Here is a 20361-nt window from a genome sequence, read left to right on the forward strand (position 1 = left end):
CTTGGGGGGCGGTTGCAGCTCTACACAGGAGTTTTCGCCATGCGCCGCTCGAAGCCACAACCGATCCGCAACAAGCTCGACCTGGCCGACCGTACCCAGGTGCGCCTCGTCAGAAAGCGTCTCGGACTGTCCGACGCGGAGCTGACCAGCATCGTCGAGCGGACCGGCAACTCGATTGCGGCCATCAGCAAGGAGGCGGCGCTGCAAAGGGCAACCACGCTGCCCAAGCCGGACGATGTGCCTCCTGTCGCCGTGATCGCTTCGGCGAACGTCGGCGAGCAGGCGACGCGGAAGTGACGGCAACTGCACCAAATTCTTGAAGGGCTGTCCGGGGGGAACGATGGATCAACAAGTACATTCGGATGACGCCCTGACGCGAGCGGCCTCGAGCCTGCGCCGCTCCCGGATCAGCGAGGGCAAGCCGTTTCCGCTCGGCGCCACTTGGGACGGGCTCGGCGTCAATTTCGCGCTGTTTTCGGCCCATGCCACCAAGGTCGAGCTCTGCCTGTTCGACGACGACGGCGAGACCGAATTGGAGCGGATCGAACTCCCGGAATATACCGACGAAGTCTGGCATGGCTATTTGCCCGCCGCCCGTCCAGGCACCGTCTATGGCTACCGCGTTCACGGCCCGTACGAACCCGACGCGGGACACCGCTTCAATCCCAACAAGCTCGTGCTCGATCCCTACGCCAAGCAGCTGGTCGGCCGGTTGCGCTGGGGACCGGAGCTGTTCGGCTACCAGCTCGACCATGCCGACAAGGATCTCTCCTACGACGAACGCGACAGCGCGCCCTTGATGCAGAAATGCCGGGTCATCGACCCCGCCTTCACCTGGGGCGCCGCGCGCAAGCCGGAAGTGCCGTGGGAGCGGACGATCGTCTACGAGATGCACGTCAAGGGCTTTACCCAGCTGCATCCGCTGGTGCCGGACGCAGACCGCGGCACGTTCTCCGGTCTCGCGCACTCGGAGGTGCCGGCCTATTTGCGATCGCTCGGCATCACCAGTGCAGAACTGTTGCCGATCCATGCCTTCGTCGACGACAGCTACCTGGTCGAGAAAGGCCTGCGCAATTACTGGGGCTACAACTCCCTTGCCTTCTTCGCGCCGGAGCCGCGTTACCTCAAGACGCCGTTCGCGAACGAATTCAAAGCCATGGTCAACCAGTTCCACGCCCATGGCATCGAGGTCATCCTCGACGTCGTCTACAATCACACCGCGGAAGGAAACGAACTCGGCCCGACCCTGTCGTTCAAGGGCATCGACAACGCCAGCTATTACCGCCTGCTGCCGGACCAGCAGCGCTATTACATCAACGATACCGGTACCGGAAACACGGTGAACCTGTCACACCCGCGCGTGCTGCAACTGGTGGCGGATTCCCTGCGCTACTGGGCGACCGAGATGCGGGTTGATGGCTTCCGGTTCGACCTCGCCACCATTCTGGCACGCGAACCCTACGGGTTCGACGAGGGCGGCGGCTTCCTCGATGCCTGCCGCCAGGACCCCGTGCTCTCCAGCGTCAAGCTGATCGCCGAGCCCTGGGACATCGGTCCTGGCGGCTATCAGGTCGGTCAGTTTCCGCCGGGATGGGCGGAATGGAACGACAAGTTCAGGGACACCGTGCGCGCTTTCTGGAAGGGCGACGAAGGATCGATCGCGGACTTCGCCAAGCGCGTGTCTGGATCCGGCGATCTCTTTAACAAGCGCGGCCGCCGGCCGTGGGCCAGTGTCAACTTTGTCACCGCCCATGACGGTTTCAATCTCAATGATCTCGTTTCGTACAACGACAAGCACAACGAAGCCAATGGCGAGGACAATCGCGACGGCCACAGCAACAATCATTCCTGGAACTGCGGCGCCGAGGGACCGACGGACGATCCGGACATCATTGCGCTGCGCGAGCGCCAGAAGCGCAATTTGCTGGCAACCATGCTGTTGTCTCACGGCACGCCCATGCTGCTTGCCGGTGACGAATTCGGACACACCCAGCACGGCAACAACAACGCGTACGCCCAGGACAACGAGACCACATGGCTCGACTGGATGGGCATCACCGCGAACGGCCGCAGCCTGCGCGAATTCACGCGCAAGCTGATCGCGACGCGCAAGGCATTTCCGATTCTCTACCGCAGTCGGTTTCTGGTCGGCTCGCACAACGAAGAGCTGGACGTCAAGGACGTGACGTGGCTCGCGCCGTCCGGAGAGGAAATGACGACGGAGCAGTGGCAGGACGGCAACGCCAAATGTTTCGCTTTGCTGCTCGACGGCCGCGCCCAGGAGACCGGGATCAAGCGCCGCGGCTCGGACGCAACCATGCTGCTGATCTACAACGCCCATCACGACGTCGTCAATTTCACCTTGCCTGCCGTCGCCGAGGGACGCAGCTGGGTCGGGTTGATCGACACCAATCAACCGGAAGGGCAGATGCCCGCGTTCGACTTCGGGCACGTTTATGCGATGACCGGGCGATCCCTCGTGGTGTTCGGTCTCGCCACCGAGAGCATCGCCACGCGCCGTTTGCGACAGGGCCTCGGCGCGCTGCTGGACGTCGTGGAGGCGCCGTTGCCGGGATAGCTCGGCGTGACACGGTGCCGATGCTGTCGAGTTGATGACGACGGGGAACGCACGCAGGTTACCGGCGTTCGAGTAGATGGGGCATCAGTCGGAGAACACCGAGATGAAGTTCACAGGTGCCGTTATCCTCGCCGCTCTCGCGCTGCCTGGAGCAGCCTGGGCGCAGGCCAGCAAGCCTGACGTTTCGTCCGCGCCGAGTGCGCAGAATTCGGGTGCCGGCATTGCCGGACAGCCCGGCAACAAGAACGGACCGGCCGCCAAGCCCGGTGAAACCGTCGGATCGAGTTCGACGAATTCGACTGGCAACACCGCCGTGCAATCGCAGGACCCGTCGAATATTAAGGGCGCACCAGGCAACAAGAGTGGGCCGCCCGCCAAGCGTCCGGACCAGCGCTAAACGAACACGCTCGCCATCCTACCGCTCGACATCCAACGACCCGCGCCGGACATCACTGGCGCGGGTCGTATCAATAGGAACGAACGCTGCAGCCGCCCGTTCGGGACTCACCTTCTTTCCACGCCCCCTCCAGCACCCGAGAGTCCCTCCATGTATCACCACGTCAAGAAGTTGATGTTCACCGTTCGCGTCGACGAGCCGGATCCCCGCTTCGGCAACATGCTGCTGGAGCAGTTCGGCGGCGCCAATGGCGAGCTCGCCGCCGCGATGCAGTACTCGATCCAAGGGTTGAACTGCGAGGATCCCGATCGCAAGGACCTGCTGATGGACATCGGCACCGAAGAGCTCAGCCATCTGGAAGTGGTCGGCACGCTGGCGCGGATGCATCTCAAGCCGTCGAAGTTCGACCGCCAGGCGGCCGAAGCCGATCCCCTCATCGCCATCGCCGGCGGCGGCGGGGTCAATCTCTTCAACTCCCAGGGCAATGCCTGGACCGCCGACTATCTGAAGATCACCGGCGAGCTCGACGTCGATCTGCGCAGCAACATCGCCGCAGAGGCACGGGCCAAGATCGTCTACGAGCGGCTGATCAATTTCTGCGACGACGCCGGCAGCAAGGACGCGCTGCAGTTCCTGATGACGCGCGAGATCACGCACATGAAGGCGTTTGCGCTCGCGCTCGAGAGCATGGGCAAGCCGGCTTTCAGCATCGGCCGCATCGCGCCGACGCCCGGCCTCGTCGACCAGTTCTTCAACGATTCCACCGGCGCCGGCGATCATGGCGAGATCGACACGCGCGGCCCCTGGAACGAGGGCGGCGACTGGGTCTTCACGGAGTCGCCGGCGATCCAGGCGGGCGAACCGGGTCCGGCCACAGCCATCGTCACCGAGAGCTCGCCACCGGCGGACGAAGCGGGTCTCGGCGATCTGCTCATCAATGAGCTGCGCGATATCCTGCATGCCGAGAAGCAATTGACCAAAGCGCTTCCCAAGATGGCGGAGGCCGCTCGCTTCGACCAGTTGCGCGAGCTGTTCGAGCAGCACCTCGCAGAGACCGAAGCGCAGGTCGAGCGCATCAACGAGTGCTTCGAAATGCTCGGCAAATCCGCCCGCGCCAAGCCCTGCAAGGGCATGATGGGCCTCGTCGAGGAGGGCCAGGAGATCATGGCCGAGGGCGAGGACAAGGAGGACGCGGCGGCCGACCTTGCTCTGATCGGCGCGGCGCAGCGCGTCGAGCACTACGAGATCGCCGGCTACACCACGGCACGCAACCTCGCCCAGCAACTTCGCCACAGTGCCGTCGTCGCCCTGCTGTCGAAATCGCTCGCCGAGGAGGAGAACGCCGATCAGCTCCTCAACCAAGTGGCCCGCTCGCTGATGTCGGTGGCGAAAATGCCCGCGGCAGTCGAGCAGACCGAATGATCCTCAGGCGTCGAGGAGTTCGAGGAATTCCTCGACGCGCCTGAACGGGTCCTGATCACGGCGACCGGCGTAGACGACGCGGTCGCCGTCGCGTTGTAGCGATCGGCCTTCCGACTTTCCCCTGGATTTCCGCAGCCGCCCCGGCAGGAACGTCGCGGCGACGGCCTCCGGCCCGACATCGAGCCTGACGATGCCGCGCCGCTTGCAATCGATCCGGAGCCTGGCGGATGCGAAGAAGTCGCGGGCCTCCGGCGGCAGCCTGCCGAACCGGCGCGAGATCTCCTCTTCCAGATCTTCCAGATCGTCGTCGCTTCGGCACCTGGCAGCGCGGCCATAGATCTCGAGCCGGACCGCCTCCGATTGCACGTAGCCTTCAGGCAGCATGTCGGCCAACGGCATATTGAGATCGGGCACCCACAGATCGGCGCCGGTATCGCTGTCACGCTCGGACGCCCGCTTCAGCAGGTGACTGTAGAGCACCGGTCCGAACACCTGGACGTGGCCGGACTGCTGTTCCGAGAACAGATCGCCGGCGCCCCTGAGGTCGAGGTCGCGCTCGCTGATCGCAAAGCCGGCACCCGGCTTGCTGAACTCCTCCAGCACGGCCAGCCGCTTCTCGGACTGCTCCGAGGTCGATTCCGTCAGAAGATGAGCAAACGCGCGCGTGCCGCCGCGTCCCACCCGCCCTCTGAGCTGATGCAGCTGCGCAAGTCCGAATTTTTCGGGCCAGCACACCACGATGGTGTTCGCGCGCGGAATATCCAGACCGCTTTCCACGATATTGGTCGCCAGCAGCACATCCGCTTCGCCATCGACGAAACTCATCATGCGGTCGTCGATCTCGTCCACGGGCAATCTGCCGTGAAGACAGACGATGCGCAGCTCCGGTGCCACCGATTGCACACGGGCCAACATCGGCTCCAGATCCTGGATGCGCGGGCAGATCAGGAAGCTCTGACCGTGCCGCCTGCGCTCGCGAAGCAGCGCCGCGGCGATGGCAGCGTCGGACAGCGGCGCGATCCTGGTCACGATGGGAAGGCGATGAACCGGCGGCGAGGCAATCACGCTGAGATCCCTGAAGCCGGCAAGTCCCGCCGCGAGCGTGCGCGGAATCGGCGTGGCGCTCATCCACAGCGAATGGGCGCCCTTGGCGAGGCCTGAAAGCTTCGCCTTCTCCGCCGCGCCGAAATGCTGCTCTTCGTCGATGATGACGAGGCCGAGGTCAGCGAACTTCACGTCCTTTGCCGCAAGCGCCTGCGTGCCGACCACGACTTTCAGCGTGCCGCGCCGCAGCCCCTCCTTGGTCTCTCGCGTCTCCGGGCCTGAACTGGCCCGCGACAGACTTCCCACCTCGATCCCGAGGGGGCCGAACCGTTTGCGGAAGGTTTCGACATGCTGCCGCGACAGCACCGTGGTCGGCGCCGCGATCGCCACCTGCTTGCCCGACAGCGCCACTGCGGCCGCCGCCCGCAGCGCGACCTCGGTCTTGCCGAAGCCGACGTCACCGCAGATCACCCTGTCCATAGGATGGCCCGCCGCAAGATCGTCGAGGACGTCTTGAATCGCCTGGCCCTGGTCCACTGTCGTGAAATAGGGGAACCGCGCGACGAATTTTTCGTAAGCCGGCCCCGGCGGCACCAGTTTGGGTGCACGACGGCGGAGGCGCTGGCTGATGTGTTTGGCGAGTGCCTTGGCGGCGACCTGGATTTCGGCTTCCGCCTCGGTGCGCCGCGCCCACCAGCTGCTGCCGTCCGCCTTGTCCAGCGTCAGCTTGCCGGGTTCGCCGGCATAGGGCCAGATCACGGCAAGATCGGACGGCGGTACGAGCACGGCATTGTCCCCCGCGAATTTGAGCCTGATCATCTCGCGTCGCGATCCCTTGCCCATGTCGAGGGTCTGTAAGCCATCGAGCACGGCTAGCCCGCGTTGCAGATGGACGATGGCGGCGCCCTTTTCGGGCACATCAGGATGATCGAACGCCGGGTTCCAGGCTCGCGCCATCGGCTGGGGATGATGGGCCCGGCTGCCGAGCACGTCGGACGCGGTCACGACAACAAGCGGCTTGCGGCCGGCGCCAATGAACCCCGCGTCGAAATCGGCCAGCAGCGCGCCTTCGCGGCTCCGTGCCTTCGCCACCTCGCTCCAATCGGCCAGGCGCTCCGCCTTGATGCCGCTCATGCGCTCCATCGCGCGAAGGTCATCCTCGACGGCGGCGACGAGCAGCAGCCGCGATCCGCCGCGCTGCATGTCGTCGACGAAGGCGCGAAGCGCCTTGCGCGGCGATGCCAGCTTCGAGAACTCCGGCGTCGAGATGAAGGCGGCCTTGCGCGGCAGCACGCTGATGCGCCTCTTCAGCTGCTTCCAGTCCGCCTGCCCCAGATACTCGCGCTCCGCATCCCTGCGGCCGGCGGCGTCCTCGATCGTGCCCAGCCAGCTCTCGGCGTGTGTCGACACCCCCGCATCCGCGATCCATCGCGCGCGGCTGCAATAATCAGGCAGCGTCGCCCGCTGTCCGCGCGTAGCCCCCAGCGCGATCCGCTCGGACATGGGATCGATGATCAATTCGGCGGTCTCGTAGACGACCTCGTGCTCGATCGGATCGACCGCGACGATCTTGCGGATCGTGTCTCCGGAATGCTCGATCCGGAAGGGAGCGAGCGCGCCGGCGGGAAACACTTCGAACGTCTTGCCGTGGAACAGGACGCCGCCCGGATACTCCGCCTCTTCGTCGAGGTCGTAGCCGAGCGCTTCCAGCCGCGTCTCCAGATCGGGCCCGGAATAGGGCGCGCCCACCTTCAGCGTGAGGCTGGACCGCGACCAGCTCGCCGGCAGCGGCAGCCGTTCCATGATGGCTTCCGCGGTCGACACCAGGAAGACGGGCTTCTTTGCCTTGGCGAGACGCCGCAGCACCGAGCTGCGCCGGCCCGCGATCTCGCGGGATGGCTCAAGGCCGTCGAAGGGCAGCGTGTTCAGGCGCGGAAACACCAGCACATCGACCGCGGGATCGAGGGCGTGGATCACACCGCCCAGTCGCTCCGCCCTGCTCTCGTCGTCGCAGAGGAAGACGAGGCCGTCGCGGCCGGACTTCTCCCACTGCTCGAGCAGATGCAGCGCCAGCATGCCGAGCGGCGATGAGGAGGCGACCGCGGAGCGCGAGGCGCTCTTGTCCGCGCGCTTGCTTGTCGAGCTGGTACTTTTCGAACTCTTGCTTTTCGCGCTCTTGCTCTTCGAGCCTTTGCTTGTTGAGCTCTTGCTTTTTGTCTTTATCGCGCCGGTCGTGGCCCGGGCTTTCCTGGTGGGCGCCAATGTGTATCCAACTTTGTTTCGCAAATAGAGGCGAGCGACGACGAGCCCTCCCGTCGAGCTCCGTCGATAACGCGCCTCGGGCCTGAGCGCCAATGACGTCATTACAATTTTGCAATTGCGTTGAAAAGCAGAGACAGAGGGCGAAGGCAAGCGGCCTTAACGGGCAGAAGGCTAACCGGCAGGCGGCTATTGCAGGACCTTCGGCAGCACCACGACCACGTCCACGCTCTGCGCGAGGATGTGCGTTGCGACCACAGCGAGCTGGTGCGAGAACTCGTCCTCGATCTCGGCCGCGCAGTCTTCGTCGCTGGCAATGGCAAACAGCAGATTGCCGTCGATTTCGTCGAACCGGATACCGGCGAACAGGCGATCGAAAATCTCGGCGCCCGCGATGTACGCGATTCGCGCCTGAATGGCCTGGTCTTCGACGAGCGACAACTTCCTCATGGACGCAACATATGGCCGCACCACCCGAATGCAAGAGCAGGAGAGCGCTGGCGCGGCGTGCCTTGCGAACTATATTGGTGGCATCGTCCTGCCTGACCGCCGTTTGCCCTTGAGGAAATCCTTGATTCTGTTCCTGCTGCTGATCTTCCTGCCGATCGCCGTGTCGGCCGGCCGCTATTATTTGCGCGGCGACAGCCGCGGCAATTGGCAGACGGCGGATCGCTCCAGCGCCGGCCTGCTGCCGCCCGCGTCCGCCAATCCGGACGCACTGATCCGCGTATTCGCCGCGCGCACCGTACGCTGGCGCAGTATTTTTGCCGTCCACACCTGGATCGTCGTCAAGGAGAAGGGCGCCGCGACCTACAGCCGATACGACTACACGGCCTGGGGCGACCCTGTTCGCAGCAACGGCTTTGCGCCCGACGGCCGCTGGTTCGGCGCCCTCCCGGAAACGGTCGTCGCGGTCGACGGCACGCGGGCCGAAGAGCTGATTCCGAAGATCCGTGCCGTCATCGAGAATTACAAGTTCCGCGCCTATGGCGACTACAGCGCCTGGCCGGGACCGAATTCCAACACCTTCGTGCAGGCGGCACTGGACGCCGTTCCCGAGCTGCGCGCGGTGCTGCCGCCGACCGCCATCGGCAAGGACTTTCCCTACAGCGGACGCTGGGCCGGCATCACGGCGTCCGGCACCGGGCTCTACGCCTCGCTGTCGGGCTATCTCGGCATGACCGTCGGCTGGGTCGAAGGGGTCGAGATCAATTTTCTCGGCGCGGTGCTCGGCCTCGACATCCGCCGCCCCGCGCTGAAGCTTCCAGGCATAGGCCGCCTGGGCGTCGCGGCCGGCGCGTAGGACGATGACGGAGCAGGTCCATCAAAGTCGCTGCCCTCCCAAGCTTCCCGACATCGTCCTTCATATGTGTGCTTCAGGTCACAGCAGAATCGAGCGCCTTGGCCTAGAATGAACTTGCATGGCCGCAAACAAGGTAACGGCGGTACGCACGAGGCTGGCGACCAACAGCTACGGACTTTTGAAACCGCCCGGGGAAGTACTCGGCGGTTTTTTCTTTGTGTATCGTTTCGTCCTATCGCTTCGCTTTCTATCGTTTGTCTGAGGGATCCGAGAGCCTCCGCTGATCGCGCTCTTCTTCGATCTGCCGTTCCGCTTCGACCCAGAACTCCACGTCCCGATCGGCCGGACGACCGGCCTGCTCCCAGAGCTCGTACGCACGCGCTCGCACCTTGCCGCGCCGCATCATGCGAAGGAGCTTTTGCTTCAGCTCCTCGGCGAACGTCCTGAATCGCTGGACAGTGGTTTCGTCTTTGACAAGGGCTGCCGCTCGCGTTGCGAGTTCGATCTGGTGCTCTATCTTTTGCCGCTCGTCCACCGCAAACCCCGCCGTAGCCACGGGCCTGCGTCGCAGCCCGTGCTGCTCACAACCTCAATTCCTGCTGGAAGACTCTGTTCCGCCTTCAATGCCACGTCGTGTCCGCTTCGACGATCACCGCCCTTGTTTCGGGATCTTCCGTCGCGTTGCAGGTGCAGGGCATGCCCTCACCACACCGGCAGCCACCCAATTCCTCGCTCCAGGCCCGGAGCGGATGGTTTTCGCAGACCCATCCCAGACCGTGGCAGAATGGGCAGCTCTTGTCGGTCACAGCGTATCCGGCGTCCGCATGGGGTTCGACTTGTCCTCGTTGCGCAACTCCTGCTCGGCCGCGTGCCAGAACTCTTGCTCGCGGCCTTCCGGCTTGCCCGCCTGTTCCCACAAGCGGTGCGCGCGTTCTCTGATGTCGTGATCGGTCGGCTCCGGCATTGCATCTCCTGCGAAGAGACACGGCCCCACCCTGGGGGGTATGGGGGCTTGGAGGCGGGGCCGTGCAGGCCAGCAAATCGGCGGCGACGCTGGCCCGCTGAGTCAAGCCTCGATGGTGCGCAAGAGTTCCTAGCTCGGCGCAGCGAACGACCGGCTTTCAGTTGCCTTCTTCCTGAGCTGAAGCGCCCGCGGCATGCATTGCCGCGCACCATCCGAATACCATCGCAGGTCCGATCATCGTGCCCGGGCCCGGATAGGTGCCTCGAAAGATCGAGGATGAATCGGTACCGACGGCGTAGAGTCCGGGTATGGCCGTCCCACGGCTCGACAAGACCCGGGCGGTTGAATCCGTGCACAAGCCGGCGCTGCTAGCGAGATCCGTCGGCCATACTGCGACGGCATAGTAAGGCCCGGGACCGATCCGGCGCAGGCACGGGTTTGGCATGGTCCGGGGATCGCCATTGAACCGGTTCAACTCGCTTGAACCGCGGCCGAACTCTTCGTCCACACCGCTCTCGGCATAGCGATTGTATCGCTCGATCGTTTGAGCAAGCTCGCCGCCATCGACGTCGATGTTTTCGGCCAGTGCTTCGATCGTTTCGCCTGCCAGCAAATATTTAGCCTTCAAAAATTTATCCAAATCCCTCGTCCCGGGATGAACGAGACCAATGCCATAGTCGCTGACAAAGGCGCGATCGCAAATCAGGAAAGCCGGCGTAGCCAATACGGAAGACGAGTCCGATCGCAACATCGCTTCCACGAAGTCGTGATAGGAGTCGGCTTCATTGACGAAACGGCGGCCGGACTTGTTCACCGCAAGCAGTCCCGGCTTGGCACGATCCAGCATAATGTGCGGGAATACCGAGACGTGGCCGTCCGCTTGCGTCATGACCGAGCTCGGCATCCACAAGGCGGGGCTGTCGAAATCGCGCTCGATCACCGCGTCGACGCGTTCGGCCGCGAGCAGGCCGTCCCCGGTATTGCACGAAGGCGCGAGTGAAAATCGGTGCGCGGCCTCGGGGAAAAACCTTTCGCGGAGTTCGCGGCTCCAGCCGATGCCTCCCGTTGCCAGCACCACGCCTTTGCGGGCACGTATTGCCAATGCTCCTGAGGACGATGACAAAACGGCCCCGACGACTGCGTCGCCGCTACGGATGAGCTCAGTGAGCTTGGTCTCATATCGCAGATCCACGCCGGAACGACGGAGACTGTCAAACAGCCTCGCGACGAGAGCGTTGCCCATGATCAGACGTGTTCCGCGGTTGTAGCGAAGTCGATCGAGCAAATGCCGACCGAGAAGGCCAACGACATGCCTGAAGTTCGTCCAGTTGCGGAATGGCGCCAGCAACGCCGGAATGTCCGCCTTCCCGACCATCATGCCGCCGAGGACCATGAACTCTCGCCGCGGGGGCCTAATGCGCTCGAAGTCCTTGCCAAGCTTGCGGCCGTCGAACGGAACGGCGCCGAGAGCACGACCACCGATCGCTGCCCCAGGAAGATTCTTGTAGTCGGGATGTACCGGTGGCGCCGCAAACCGTACGCTCGTCCTCTGCCCGAGATAATCAAGCATGAGAGGACCCACCTTGAGAAATGCATCCACGCGCGGGTCCGCGGCGTGTTCGCCGAGCAATGCTTCAAGATAGACCCGCGCCGCCTCGGTGGAGTCTGACATCCCTGCAAGCAGTCCCTGCCGATTGCCCGGAATCCAGATGGTGCCGGCGGAGGTCGCAGTCGTACCGCCGACCGTGTCCGACTTCTCGCAAAGGATCACGTCGAGCCCCTCAAGGGCAGCCACCAGCGATGTCGTCATGCCGGCGGCACCCGCCCCGACGACCAGGAGATCGGTCTCGACGTCCCAGGAGCGATCGGCTTGCGGCATCCCGAACTACCCTTCCGTCCCGAATTCTCACCTCTGGCTGCGCGCCCGCTCCACGACGGCTTTGCCCGCCGCCAACGCCCGGCGTGCTCGCGACGCGGCGTCGACGCTCTTTGCCAGTTGAACGGTCGGAACCTCGATGCTGATGGTCAGGTCATGCGGCATCGCGCTTGCAAGCCCCATCAAGTCTATTCCGCCCTCGCCCGGAAACATCCGCTCCTCGCGAGCGGCATGGATGAGCTGCTCAGTGGTCGATGGGCGTTCGGCGGGGCCATCGCATAATTGCCAATAGTGAAAGCGTTGCGCCGGGATGGCGCGGAGGTCCGCAAGCGAGCTCTGCGACCGATCGAAATGCAGCGCATCGACCAGAATGCCGGCTCCGGGACGATCGACGTCGCCGACGATCCGGATCGCGGTCTTCAGGTCTGGAACGCTCGTCCAGGGCATGAATTCGAGGTCGGAGGTGAGGCCGTAGCTTGCTGCCGCCTCACAAAATTGCTGGTAGCGATCCGAAAACCGCGCCAGATCCGGATCATAGGCCGCGACGAGGATGTGTTTGGCGCCGAGGCGCGCACCTACCTCGAAGAAGGGCGTAAACGAGGCCATCTCGGTTTCCGGTCTGAACGCCACGACCTCGAGATCGGCGACAGTCACCCCCGTCAACTCCAATCGCCGGAGCGTCTCCCGCAGGAGCGGCGCATCGTCCATCAGGCGATAGGCAACACCGCCAGGCGTGGCAGGCAACAGCCTGAGCCCGACTTTTTCGTAGCCGCAATGCGCCGCCAATTCGATCATCTCGGGCGGCGCAAGCTCGAGCACGGTCAACGCGGCGAGCGAGAACGTCATCAGCCGAAATCCGCGATACGGGCGTCGAGCGCAAACATGCTTTGATAAACTTCCGGCTCGCTCGCCCCGGCCATGGCGTCGGGCGCAAGCTCGCTCGCCCGCTGCAAGGCAGCCCGCAACGACGCGACGTCGAGCGCCTCGATCAGCAACAGCCCGGCGAAAAAGCCCTCGTTCTTCCGCATGCCCTTCTCGGTCGTCCGCACCGACGTCCGCGCCTCGTCGGTCGCGCCGATCTGCACGGCGGCAACCCCGTCGCACCCAACAAGCGCCTGAGCCAGACCCCGAGGATCTTTCGGCAATGTCTCGATCCGGAGCGCCACGACCGAGGCGCCCTCGCCTCGCCCTCCCCGCGCGATCATGACGCCGCCGCCGCGCATGAAATTGCCGAGCTTCGGCATGATGCGCTGTGACCACGGCGTCGGTGCGTTGAGGCGCGCCAGATAGGCCTCGCCGTCGAGGACCTCCGGCGTCTCCAGCTCATACAGAATGAAGAAGCGGTTGATGTCGTCCCTTGCCACGCGGAAGACACGCGATGCCAGGAAGCCCCTCGTCGTCACGCGCTCGGTCGTGTGCTCACGCGTCAGCCAGTGCCGGTAGTCGGTCAGGTCGTGAGCCTCGACGTCGCTCCAGATGGCCAGAAATCCCGTGCCGCGCATCCCGCCCTCCATGCCTACGCCTTGCCGCCGGCCGCAAGCCCGTGCAGAGCCGGTGCAATGGTCTCAGGCGATTGCCCCAGCCGTTGGACGGCCGCGAGCATCGCGGCGAGATAGCCATACGAACCCAGTCCGCAAATGACCGCCGTGCAGGCGCTCGACGTGATCGAGTGGCGGTGCAGCTCATCCCGCGCGTGAATGTTGGAGATATGCACCTCGATCTTCACACCCTCGAAAATCTTCAGCGCATCGATCAGCGCGATCGAGGTGAATGAATAGGCCGCGGGGTTCATGATGAGGGCGTCCGCGTTGCCCTGAGCGGACTGGATCAGGGTGACGAGTTCGCCCTCCATGTTCGATTGATGGAACGACATCGAAACTCCGAGCTGATCAGCCAGCGCCTGGCAGCTCGCCTCGATCTCCCTAAGCGTCGTCGAGCCGTAGATGTGGGGCTCGCGGATGCCGAGGAAATTGAGATTGGGTCCGTTGAGGATCATGATCCTTGCGGCCATTTTCGTTCTTCCTTCGTTTGCTGCCGACGCATCTAGCCGGCAAACCATTTGGCCGGGATCGTCACCAGTCCCGGGAATAGCACCATCGCGAACAGGACGATCAATTGTGCAATCAAGAAGGGCCAGACGCCCTTGACGATGTCCTCCATGCTGATCCTGGAGACACCGCAAACCACATTGAGCACGATGCCGACCGGCGGCGTGATCAGGCCGATCGCATTGTTGATGATGAAGAGGACGCCGAAATAAACGGGATCGATTCCCGCCGCCTTGACGATCGGCATCAGGATCGGCGTGAGGATGAGGATGGTCGGTGTCATGTCGAGGGCCGTTCCCACGATCACCACCACGACCATGATCGCCAGCATCAGGAGCGTGTTGTTGCCCATGAAAGGCTTCAGCAGGGCGACGATCTGTGTCGAAATCTCGGACACGGTGATCAGCCAGGACGACACCAGCGCCGCTGCCACGAGAAACATCACGATGCTCGTCGTCAGGGCCGAGGAGACGAAGACCTGATAAAGCTGCGACAGCTTCAATTCCCGATAGATGCAGGTCGCGACGAACAGCGAATAGACGGCGACGACCACTGCGGCTTCCGTGGGCGTGAAGATGCCGAAGCGCAGGCCGACGACGATGATCACCGGCAGCATCAGCGCCCAGAAGCCGTCGACCACTGCTTTCACCATTTCCGAGAGCGATGCTCTTGGCGGGGGCGTCAGGTTCTCCCGGCGCACCACCCACCACCAGGCCAGGCAGAGCCCTGCCCCGAGCAACATCCCCGGGACGATCCCGGCCAGAAACAGTTTTGAGATCGACACGCCCGCGGCGACACCGAAGATGACGAATCCGATGCTGGGCGGAATCACGGGCGCGATGATGCCGCCGGCCGCCACCAGGCCCGCCGCATAGGACTTCTTGTGGCCCGCCGCCACCATCATCGGCACCAGCAGGGCGGCGAGCGCCGCGGCATCGGCCGCCGCAGAGCCCGAGAGCGACGCGAGGATGCAGGACGCGAGGATCGTGACGTAACCGAGTCCGCCCCGAAAGTGTCCGACGGCGACGAGCGCAACGTTGACGATTCGCTTGGCCAGACCGCCCTTGTTCATGACCTCGCCGGCCAGCATGAAGAAGGGAATGGCCATCAGCGGAAAGCTGTCCGCGCCGTTGATGACGTTCTGCGCCACGATCTGGGCGTCGAACATGTCGATCGTGCTCATCAAGGCCACGCCGCAGACGATCAGCGCAAAGGCGATCGGCATGCCCAGCGCCATGGCGCCGAGCAGCGAGAAGGTGAAGACGGCAATCGTCATGGCGTGATCCCGGTGATTTTCAGGATGTGAGCGCCGGGCGGCACGATACGGGGAGACAGCATCAGTGCTCCTCCGATTCCCTGACGGCAACCATGTCGGCTTCGCTGGCCTGTCCGGAGATGACACGGAACAGGTCGTAGAGAAGGATCACTCCGGCCGAAACGCCGAAGATCACGCCGACGCCATAGAAGATGCCAAGCGACAGGCCGGTCGCCGGCGCGCGGTCGTCGATATTGATGATCGTCTGCCGCCAACTTCCCGAGAGCAGAAGCCAATCGGCGAACAGCATCAGGCAGTAATTGATGATGAAGCAGAAGCGCTTGCCGACGGCCGGCAGCATCCGCACGATGGCGTCGACTCCCAGATGGGCGTGCTCACGCATTGCCACGACCGCACCGAGGAAAGTCAGCCAGACCAGGAGCCAGCGTGACAGCTCCTCGGAAATCGCGATACCGGAGTTGAAGCCGTAGCGCAGAACTACGTTGCCGAACACCAGCACCACCATCACCGCAAGAAATGCGGCGATGGTGCCCTTCAGCAGGGTGCAATAGAGGTCGAGCAATCGTGCCATACGGGCCGTCCAGGCAAAGTCAATTCGAGAGCCGGCCGACCGGTCGGCTCCGCCTCTTGCATACTGACGAGATCGACTACTTCACGTCCTTGCGGATGCGCTCGAGTTCGTCGTTGAACAGCTTGACCGCCTCCGGCTTGAGATTGGCGGCAATCTTGTCGACCACCGGCTGCGCCGTCTTGCGCATCCGATCGAGCTCTTCCGGCGCGACGGTGTTGTACTGCATGCCCTTCGCCTGCAGTTCCGACAGGGCCTTTTCGGTCTGAAGGCGCGTCTGCTCCTTCTGATAGCCTCGGCTTTCCTCGTACGCCTCGCGCATCAGGCGCTGCTCGGTCGGAGAAAGCTTGTCCCAGAAGGCCTTGCTCACCAGGATGATGTTCAGTGTGAAGGTGTGATTGGTGGCGGAAACGTATTTTTGCACTTCGTAGAACTTGTTGGAGAGAATGACCGTGAAGGGGTTCTCCTCGCCATCGACGGTGCGCGTCTCCAGCGCCGAATAAAGTTCGCCGAAGGCCATCGGAACGGGATTGGCCTTGAAGGATCCGAAGGTCTCGAGGTAGACCGGATTCGGAATGACGCGAAGCTTGAGGCCGTTGAAATCCTCGACCTTGGTGATCGGCCGCGTGCTGTTGGTGACGTTGCGGAAGCCGAGGCCCCAATATCCCAGACCGATCAGCCCCTTCGACGGCAACGTATCAAGCATTGACGTGCCGAATTTGCCGGTCCCGAGCGCGTCGGCCTGCTCGATGGTCTTCACGATGAATGGAAAGTCGATGAGGCCGAACTCCGGCACTACGGTTGCGAGCGACGTCGTCGAGGCCGACAGCATTTCCTGGGTACCGCCGCGCAGTGCCGATTGCTGCTGCAGCTCGTTGCCGAGCTGCGAGGCCGCGAACTCACGGACCTTCATCTTGCCCCCGCTCTTCGCCAGCAGGATCTCCGCAAATTTCTGCACCCCCGCGCTGACGGGGTGATCGGTGTTGTTCAGGTGTCCCCACCTGATCGTCCGCTCCTGAATCTCCTGAGCGGATGCACCGACCGTCAGCGCCACGCAGATCGCCGTCGCAGACAGCGCCCGTACCAACAAGCTCATCGTTTCCTCCCTGTTCGGACGGGCACGAACGACGGCTTAAGCCATTATTTTTCGTACCCTCAGCCTATTTAGACACCACACATATATTTCCATGTCAAATGATGATACCTATTTCATATGATGATTTGCAGTACGTCATACACCGAAAATCTGCTATAGTGCTGGCAACATTGATGGTTCGGCCGCCCTCCGAAGTGGCCGGCGATCGGGACAGGCGGGATCAGAAGGCATGACGTCACTCGAGGAACGGCCCCTGTCGGCAGGCGACAGCGGCTATCAGCGCATCCGGGCCGACATCATTTTCGGAGTGCTCACGCCATCCGGACGCCTCAAGCTCGATGCCATGAAGGAAGATTACGGCCTCAGCGTCAGCACACTGCGCGAGATCCTCAATCGTCTGACGTCCGAGGGATTCGTGGTTGCCGAGGGCCAGCGGGGCTTCGAGGTGGCGCCGATATCCATCCAGAACCTGCGTGAGCTCGCTGGTCTCCGCATCCTGCTGGAGCATCATGCAATGGCCGAGTCGTTCCGCGCCGGCGACGTGGAGTGGGAAGGCCGCGTGGTGTCGGCGCATCACAAGCTGGCGGCGACCGAACGCACCGTGCTGAGCGAAGGCGACGATCCCGAGCTGCGCAAACGCTATGACGGCGAATTCCACCAGGCGCTGATCTCGAGTTGCGGTTCGCGCGAGCTGATGCAGACGCACGCGGTCGTGTTCGACAAATATTTCCGCTATGCGCTGCGCTACCGCGGCGCGGAGACGATCAATCAGCACAAGGCGCTGCTGGACTGCGCCCTCAAGCGCGACATCAAAAGCGCCAAGGCCGTGCTCACCGAGCACATCAACGGCTGCGTCGCGCACGCCCTCGCCTCCTGGAACGAGGGCTGATCGCCAGCGCTCGTGGCTGCAATCGGATAGCGGAATGACTCCCCACATGGTCCCCGCGCATCGCGTCGAAACGGCGGTCGCCGCAGGCGATACCCTCGGCGAGACGCCATTGTGGTGCGATCGATCCCGCAAGCTGTGGTGGGTCGACATCGACCGGCGGCTGCATCAATCGTTCGATCCGGCAACAGGCGCGCATCAGGTTGTTCCGTACGCATGCAACTTCCTCGGCAGCCAGGCTCTGACGGCGGATGGCTCCCACCTGCTCGCGCAGGATCTGGGCCTTTATCGCCGCGCGTCCGGTGACGGTGCTCCAGGTCAGCTCTGCGAAATCGAAAGCGGCCTCGACAACCGCCTGAACGACGGACGCGTCGACGCCCGGGGCCGGCTATGGATCGGCACCATGGACAACCAGCTGCATCGGCCGAACGGGGCGCTGTATCGCGTGGACGCCGACGGCCGGACGCGTATGTTCGGCGATGTCGTCGTGACGAACGGCATCGCGTTCTCACCTGACAATCGCACACTCTATTTCACGGATACGAGGCGTTACCGCACCTGGCAGTTCGACTTCGATCTCGATGACGGCGCGATCCGCAACAGACGGTTGTTCGCGGATTACAGCGCCTCCGGTGAGCGGCCCGACGGCGCGTGTATCGACGTTGCCGGCGGACTGTGGACCGCCTTCTTCTCCGGCGGCCGGGTGATACGCTATCGGCCGGACGGCCGGATCGACACCGTCATTCCAGTGCCCGCGACCAATCCGACCTGCGTGTGCTTCGGCGGAACCGATCTGAAGACACTGTTCGTGACGACGGCCAGAAAATTTCTGGATCGCGAGCAATTGAGCCGCGAACCCCGAGCGGGTCATGTTCTGGCCATTGATGGCATCGCACAGGGACTTCCAGAGCACCGCTTCGGCAATTCATTCTGAACCCTTTTCAGTCTGAACCCTTGCACGGGCCATCGTGAACCGGCTTCGCTACCATTTCTCGCCGAAGGGACGAATCTCCAGCTCGAAGGTCCAGGCACTCTTGGGTTGCTGATAGAGCATCCAATAGGATTCGGCGACCGACGATGGCGGCATCAAGAGGTCGGGATTATCCAGCGCGTTCGGACCAAGCGCCTCGATCCGCCGTTGCCGGACCCATTCGGTGTCGACGCCGGAATCGATGATCAGATGCGCCACGTGAATGTTCTTCGGGCCCAATTCACGCGCCGCGGCTTGCGCGACCGCCCGCAGGCCGAACTTGGCGCTGGCAAAGGCCGCATAGCCGCTGCCGCCGCGCAAGCTCGCCGTCGCACCGGTGAAGAAGATGTTGCCCTGGCCACGGGGCAGCATCAGGCGCGCGGCCTCGCGGCCGGCGAGGAAGCCGGAATAGCAAGCCATTTCCCAGACCTTGCGGAACACCCGTTCGGTCGTGTCCAGAAGCGGAAAGTTGACGTTGGCGCCGACGTTGAAGATGCAAACCTCGAGCGGGGCGTGCTTGTCGGCATCGCCGAGAAACGAGATGATCTGGTCTTCCTTGCGCGCATCGAGCGCGCGCGCGTGAATTTCGCCGCCGGCCTGCTCGATCTCCTTGACGAGTGGTTCGAGCTTGGCGCCGTCGCGGCGCCCCGCGAACACCGTAAAGCCCTCGGAGGCGAACTTCTTTGCAATCTCGCTGCCGATAAAATCACCGGCGCCGATCACGGCCACGGTCGCATTTCTCTTTTGCAAGGGTCTTCTCCCGGTCAGGTCTGAATCCGGTCATCGGACCATCATCCAAGCCGCAGACTATTTCTACAGTTCTAAAACAGAACTGTCAATCTTGGTCGATTTACTGCTGAATTCGGTATCATAGAAACATTGTCTCGCAGTAAGTGCCGATTTAGAATGGTCCTCGGACCAAAGGATTCCTGGACGATTTGCGCAGAAGCCGCGGGCAGAGTGGAGATCTGGAATGAAATGGGGTGAGCTGGAGGACGAGCCGTGTTCGATGGCCCGAACCATCGGCGTGATCGGCGACCGCTGGACCCTTCTGATCCTGCGTGAATGCTTCCTGCGCACACGCCGTTTCGAGGGGTTTCAGTCTTCGCTCGGAATCACGCGTCACCTGCTCGCCGAACGGCTGAAGAAGCTGGTCCGGCAGGGCGTGCTGCGTCGTATTCCCTATCAGGACTCGCCCAAGCGGCACGAATACATCCTCACCCAAAAGGGGCTCGATCTCCATCCGATCATGATGGCGATCGTGCACTGGGGCGACACTCATATGGTCGACGCGCGCGGACGACCTTTGCTGCATCAACACCGCAAATGCGGCAAGGACTTCGATCCGGTCATGGTTTGCTCCGAATGTGGCGAACCGCTTTCGGCCAAGGAGGTTCATACCCACCCCGGTCCCGGTGCTCGAGGCACCCCGGTATCGGCGGCGCCGGAGAAGAAGGCAAAGCGAGAGACAAAGTCAAAGACCCAGCGCAGCGCCGCGTGAGATGGCGGCGTGGCGCGAGCAACGTTCGACATATCCCGGGCTGATCTTTCAACAGCGGACATGAGCTCTCGTTCTCGCGGCGCAATTCGACCGAGTTTTGCTTCGTCACTCCACCCTCTTATCCAAGAGGGCGCAGGGAAGGCCGGGTGCCGGCTGGCACCCGCGGTCCGCTG

At 63.3% G+C, this 20361-nt stretch carries 21 protein-coding genes; 9 read left to right on the plus strand and 12 right to left on the minus strand.

Annotation, left to right across the window (positions count from 1 at the left end):
* Positions 1-39 precede the first annotated feature (39 nt).
* The 4 genes from AC0L27_RS36800 (at position 40) to AC0L27_RS36815 (ending at position 4397) form a co-directional block, all read left to right on the plus strand.
* Complete coding sequence (locus AC0L27_RS36800; protein ID WP_354204943.1) at positions 40-297, plus strand: DUF3606 domain-containing protein; 258 nt, start codon at positions 40-42, stop codon at positions 295-297.
* Positions 298-340: 43 nt separating this feature from the next.
* The gene (glgX, locus tag AC0L27_RS36805; protein ID WP_354204941.1) at positions 341-2578 is read left to right on the plus strand and encodes a glycogen debranching protein GlgX; all 2238 of its coding nucleotides are present in this window, start codon (positions 341-343) and stop codon (positions 2576-2578) included.
* A 103-nt stretch (positions 2579-2681) separates the two neighbouring features.
* Positions 2682-2975, plus strand: coding sequence for a hypothetical protein (locus AC0L27_RS36810; protein ID WP_354204939.1), 294 nt, complete (start codon positions 2682-2684; stop codon positions 2973-2975).
* Between the two features lie 150 nt (positions 2976-3125).
* A complete protein-coding gene (locus AC0L27_RS36815; RefSeq protein ID WP_354204937.1) occupies positions 3126-4397 on the plus strand; it encodes a DUF892 family protein in 1272 nt (423 codons plus the stop codon).
* Between the two features lie 3 nt (positions 4398-4400).
* Here AC0L27_RS36815 and AC0L27_RS36820 read toward each other — a convergent pair whose 3' ends face one another.
* Entirely contained in the window at positions 4401-7517 is a 3117-nt protein-coding gene (locus tag AC0L27_RS36820; protein WP_354204935.1) for a DEAD/DEAH box helicase, read from the minus strand.
* Here AC0L27_RS36820 and AC0L27_RS36825 point away from each other — a divergent pair.
* Complete coding sequence (locus AC0L27_RS36825; protein WP_354204933.1) at positions 7516-7731, plus strand: hypothetical protein; 216 nt, start codon at positions 7516-7518, stop codon at positions 7729-7731. The genes AC0L27_RS36820 and AC0L27_RS36825 overlap by 2 nt on opposite strands.
* Positions 7732-7889: 158 nt before the next feature.
* Here AC0L27_RS36825 and AC0L27_RS36830 read toward each other — a convergent pair whose 3' ends face one another.
* Positions 7890-8150: a hypothetical protein gene (locus AC0L27_RS36830; RefSeq protein ID WP_007595982.1), complete on the minus strand. Its 261-nt coding sequence runs from the start codon at positions 8148-8150 to the stop codon at positions 7890-7892.
* A 121-nt stretch (positions 8151-8271) separates the two neighbouring features.
* Between AC0L27_RS36830 and AC0L27_RS36835 the strand changes: the two genes are divergently transcribed.
* Positions 8272-9003 carry a DUF3750 domain-containing protein gene (locus AC0L27_RS36835; protein WP_354204931.1) on the plus strand — a complete coding sequence of 244 codons (732 nt, stop codon included), beginning with the start codon at positions 8272-8274 and terminating at the stop codon, positions 9001-9003.
* A 247-nt stretch (positions 9004-9250) separates the two neighbouring features.
* Here the strand turns inward: AC0L27_RS36835 and AC0L27_RS36840 are convergent, their stop codons facing one another.
* The 9 genes from AC0L27_RS36840 to AC0L27_RS36880 form a co-directional block, all read right to left on the minus strand.
* Positions 9251-9538 (minus strand): DUF2934 domain-containing protein, encoded by a 288-nt coding sequence (locus AC0L27_RS36840; protein ID WP_354060063.1) that lies wholly within the window; start codon positions 9536-9538, stop codon positions 9251-9253.
* Between the two features lie 267 nt (positions 9539-9805).
* Entirely contained in the window at positions 9806-9967 is a 162-nt protein-coding gene (locus AC0L27_RS36845) for a DUF2934 domain-containing protein (protein ID WP_354060061.1), read from the minus strand.
* Positions 9968-10124: 157 nt separating this feature from the next.
* Entirely contained in the window at positions 10125-11846 is a 1722-nt protein-coding gene (locus AC0L27_RS36850) for an FAD-dependent oxidoreductase (RefSeq protein WP_354204929.1), read from the minus strand.
* A gap of 27 nt (positions 11847-11873) precedes the next feature.
* A complete protein-coding gene (locus tag AC0L27_RS36855; protein ID WP_275169417.1) occupies positions 11874-12689 on the minus strand; it encodes a sugar phosphate isomerase/epimerase family protein in 816 nt (271 codons plus the stop codon).
* On the minus strand, positions 12689-13345 hold the full coding sequence (locus AC0L27_RS36860; RefSeq protein ID WP_275169418.1) for a hypothetical protein: 657 nt from the start codon (positions 13343-13345) through the stop codon (positions 12689-12691). Before AC0L27_RS36860 ends, AC0L27_RS36855 begins: the two co-directional genes overlap by 1 nt.
* A gap of 14 nt (positions 13346-13359) precedes the next feature.
* Positions 13360-13854, minus strand: a complete 495-nt coding sequence (locus AC0L27_RS36865; RefSeq protein ID WP_473322637.1) for a type II 3-dehydroquinate dehydratase — start codon at positions 13852-13854, stop codon at positions 13360-13362.
* Between the two features lie 32 nt (positions 13855-13886).
* On the minus strand, positions 13887-15167 hold the full coding sequence (locus AC0L27_RS36870; protein WP_275169420.1) for a TRAP transporter large permease subunit: 1281 nt from the start codon (positions 15165-15167) through the stop codon (positions 13887-13889).
* Between the two features lie 61 nt (positions 15168-15228).
* Entirely contained in the window at positions 15229-15738 is a 510-nt protein-coding gene (locus AC0L27_RS36875) for a TRAP transporter small permease (protein WP_354060052.1), read from the minus strand.
* 76 nt (positions 15739-15814) lie between these two features.
* Positions 15815-16831, minus strand: a complete 1017-nt coding sequence (locus AC0L27_RS36880) for a TRAP transporter substrate-binding protein (RefSeq protein WP_275169422.1) — start codon at positions 16829-16831, stop codon at positions 15815-15817.
* Positions 16832-17060: 229 nt separating this feature from the next.
* On the opposite strand from AC0L27_RS36880, the gene AC0L27_RS36885 reads away from it, so the two are divergent.
* Both AC0L27_RS36885 and AC0L27_RS36890 read left to right on the plus strand, forming a co-directional pair.
* Positions 17061-17720 (plus strand): GntR family transcriptional regulator, encoded by a 660-nt coding sequence (locus tag AC0L27_RS36885; protein ID WP_275169423.1) that lies wholly within the window; start codon positions 17061-17063, stop codon positions 17718-17720.
* A 34-nt stretch (positions 17721-17754) separates the two neighbouring features.
* Positions 17755-18651 carry an SMP-30/gluconolactonase/LRE family protein gene (locus tag AC0L27_RS36890; RefSeq protein ID WP_354204921.1) on the plus strand — a complete coding sequence of 299 codons (897 nt, stop codon included), beginning with the start codon at positions 17755-17757 and terminating at the stop codon, positions 18649-18651.
* 48 nt (positions 18652-18699) lie between these two features.
* On the opposite strand, the gene AC0L27_RS36895 is transcribed toward AC0L27_RS36890, so the two are convergent.
* The gene (locus tag AC0L27_RS36895; RefSeq protein WP_007614048.1) at positions 18700-19437 is read right to left on the minus strand and encodes an SDR family oxidoreductase; all 738 of its coding nucleotides are present in this window, start codon (positions 19435-19437) and stop codon (positions 18700-18702) included.
* Positions 19438-19660: 223 nt separating this feature from the next.
* Here AC0L27_RS36895 and AC0L27_RS36900 point away from each other — a divergent pair, with 223 nt between their 5' ends.
* On the plus strand, positions 19661-20188 hold the full coding sequence (locus tag AC0L27_RS36900) for a winged helix-turn-helix transcriptional regulator (protein WP_275169693.1): 528 nt from the start codon (positions 19661-19663) through the stop codon (positions 20186-20188).
* Positions 20189-20361: the final 173 nt, after the last annotated feature.

The sequence above is a fragment of the Bradyrhizobium sp. Ken51 genome, assembly GCF_055807435.1.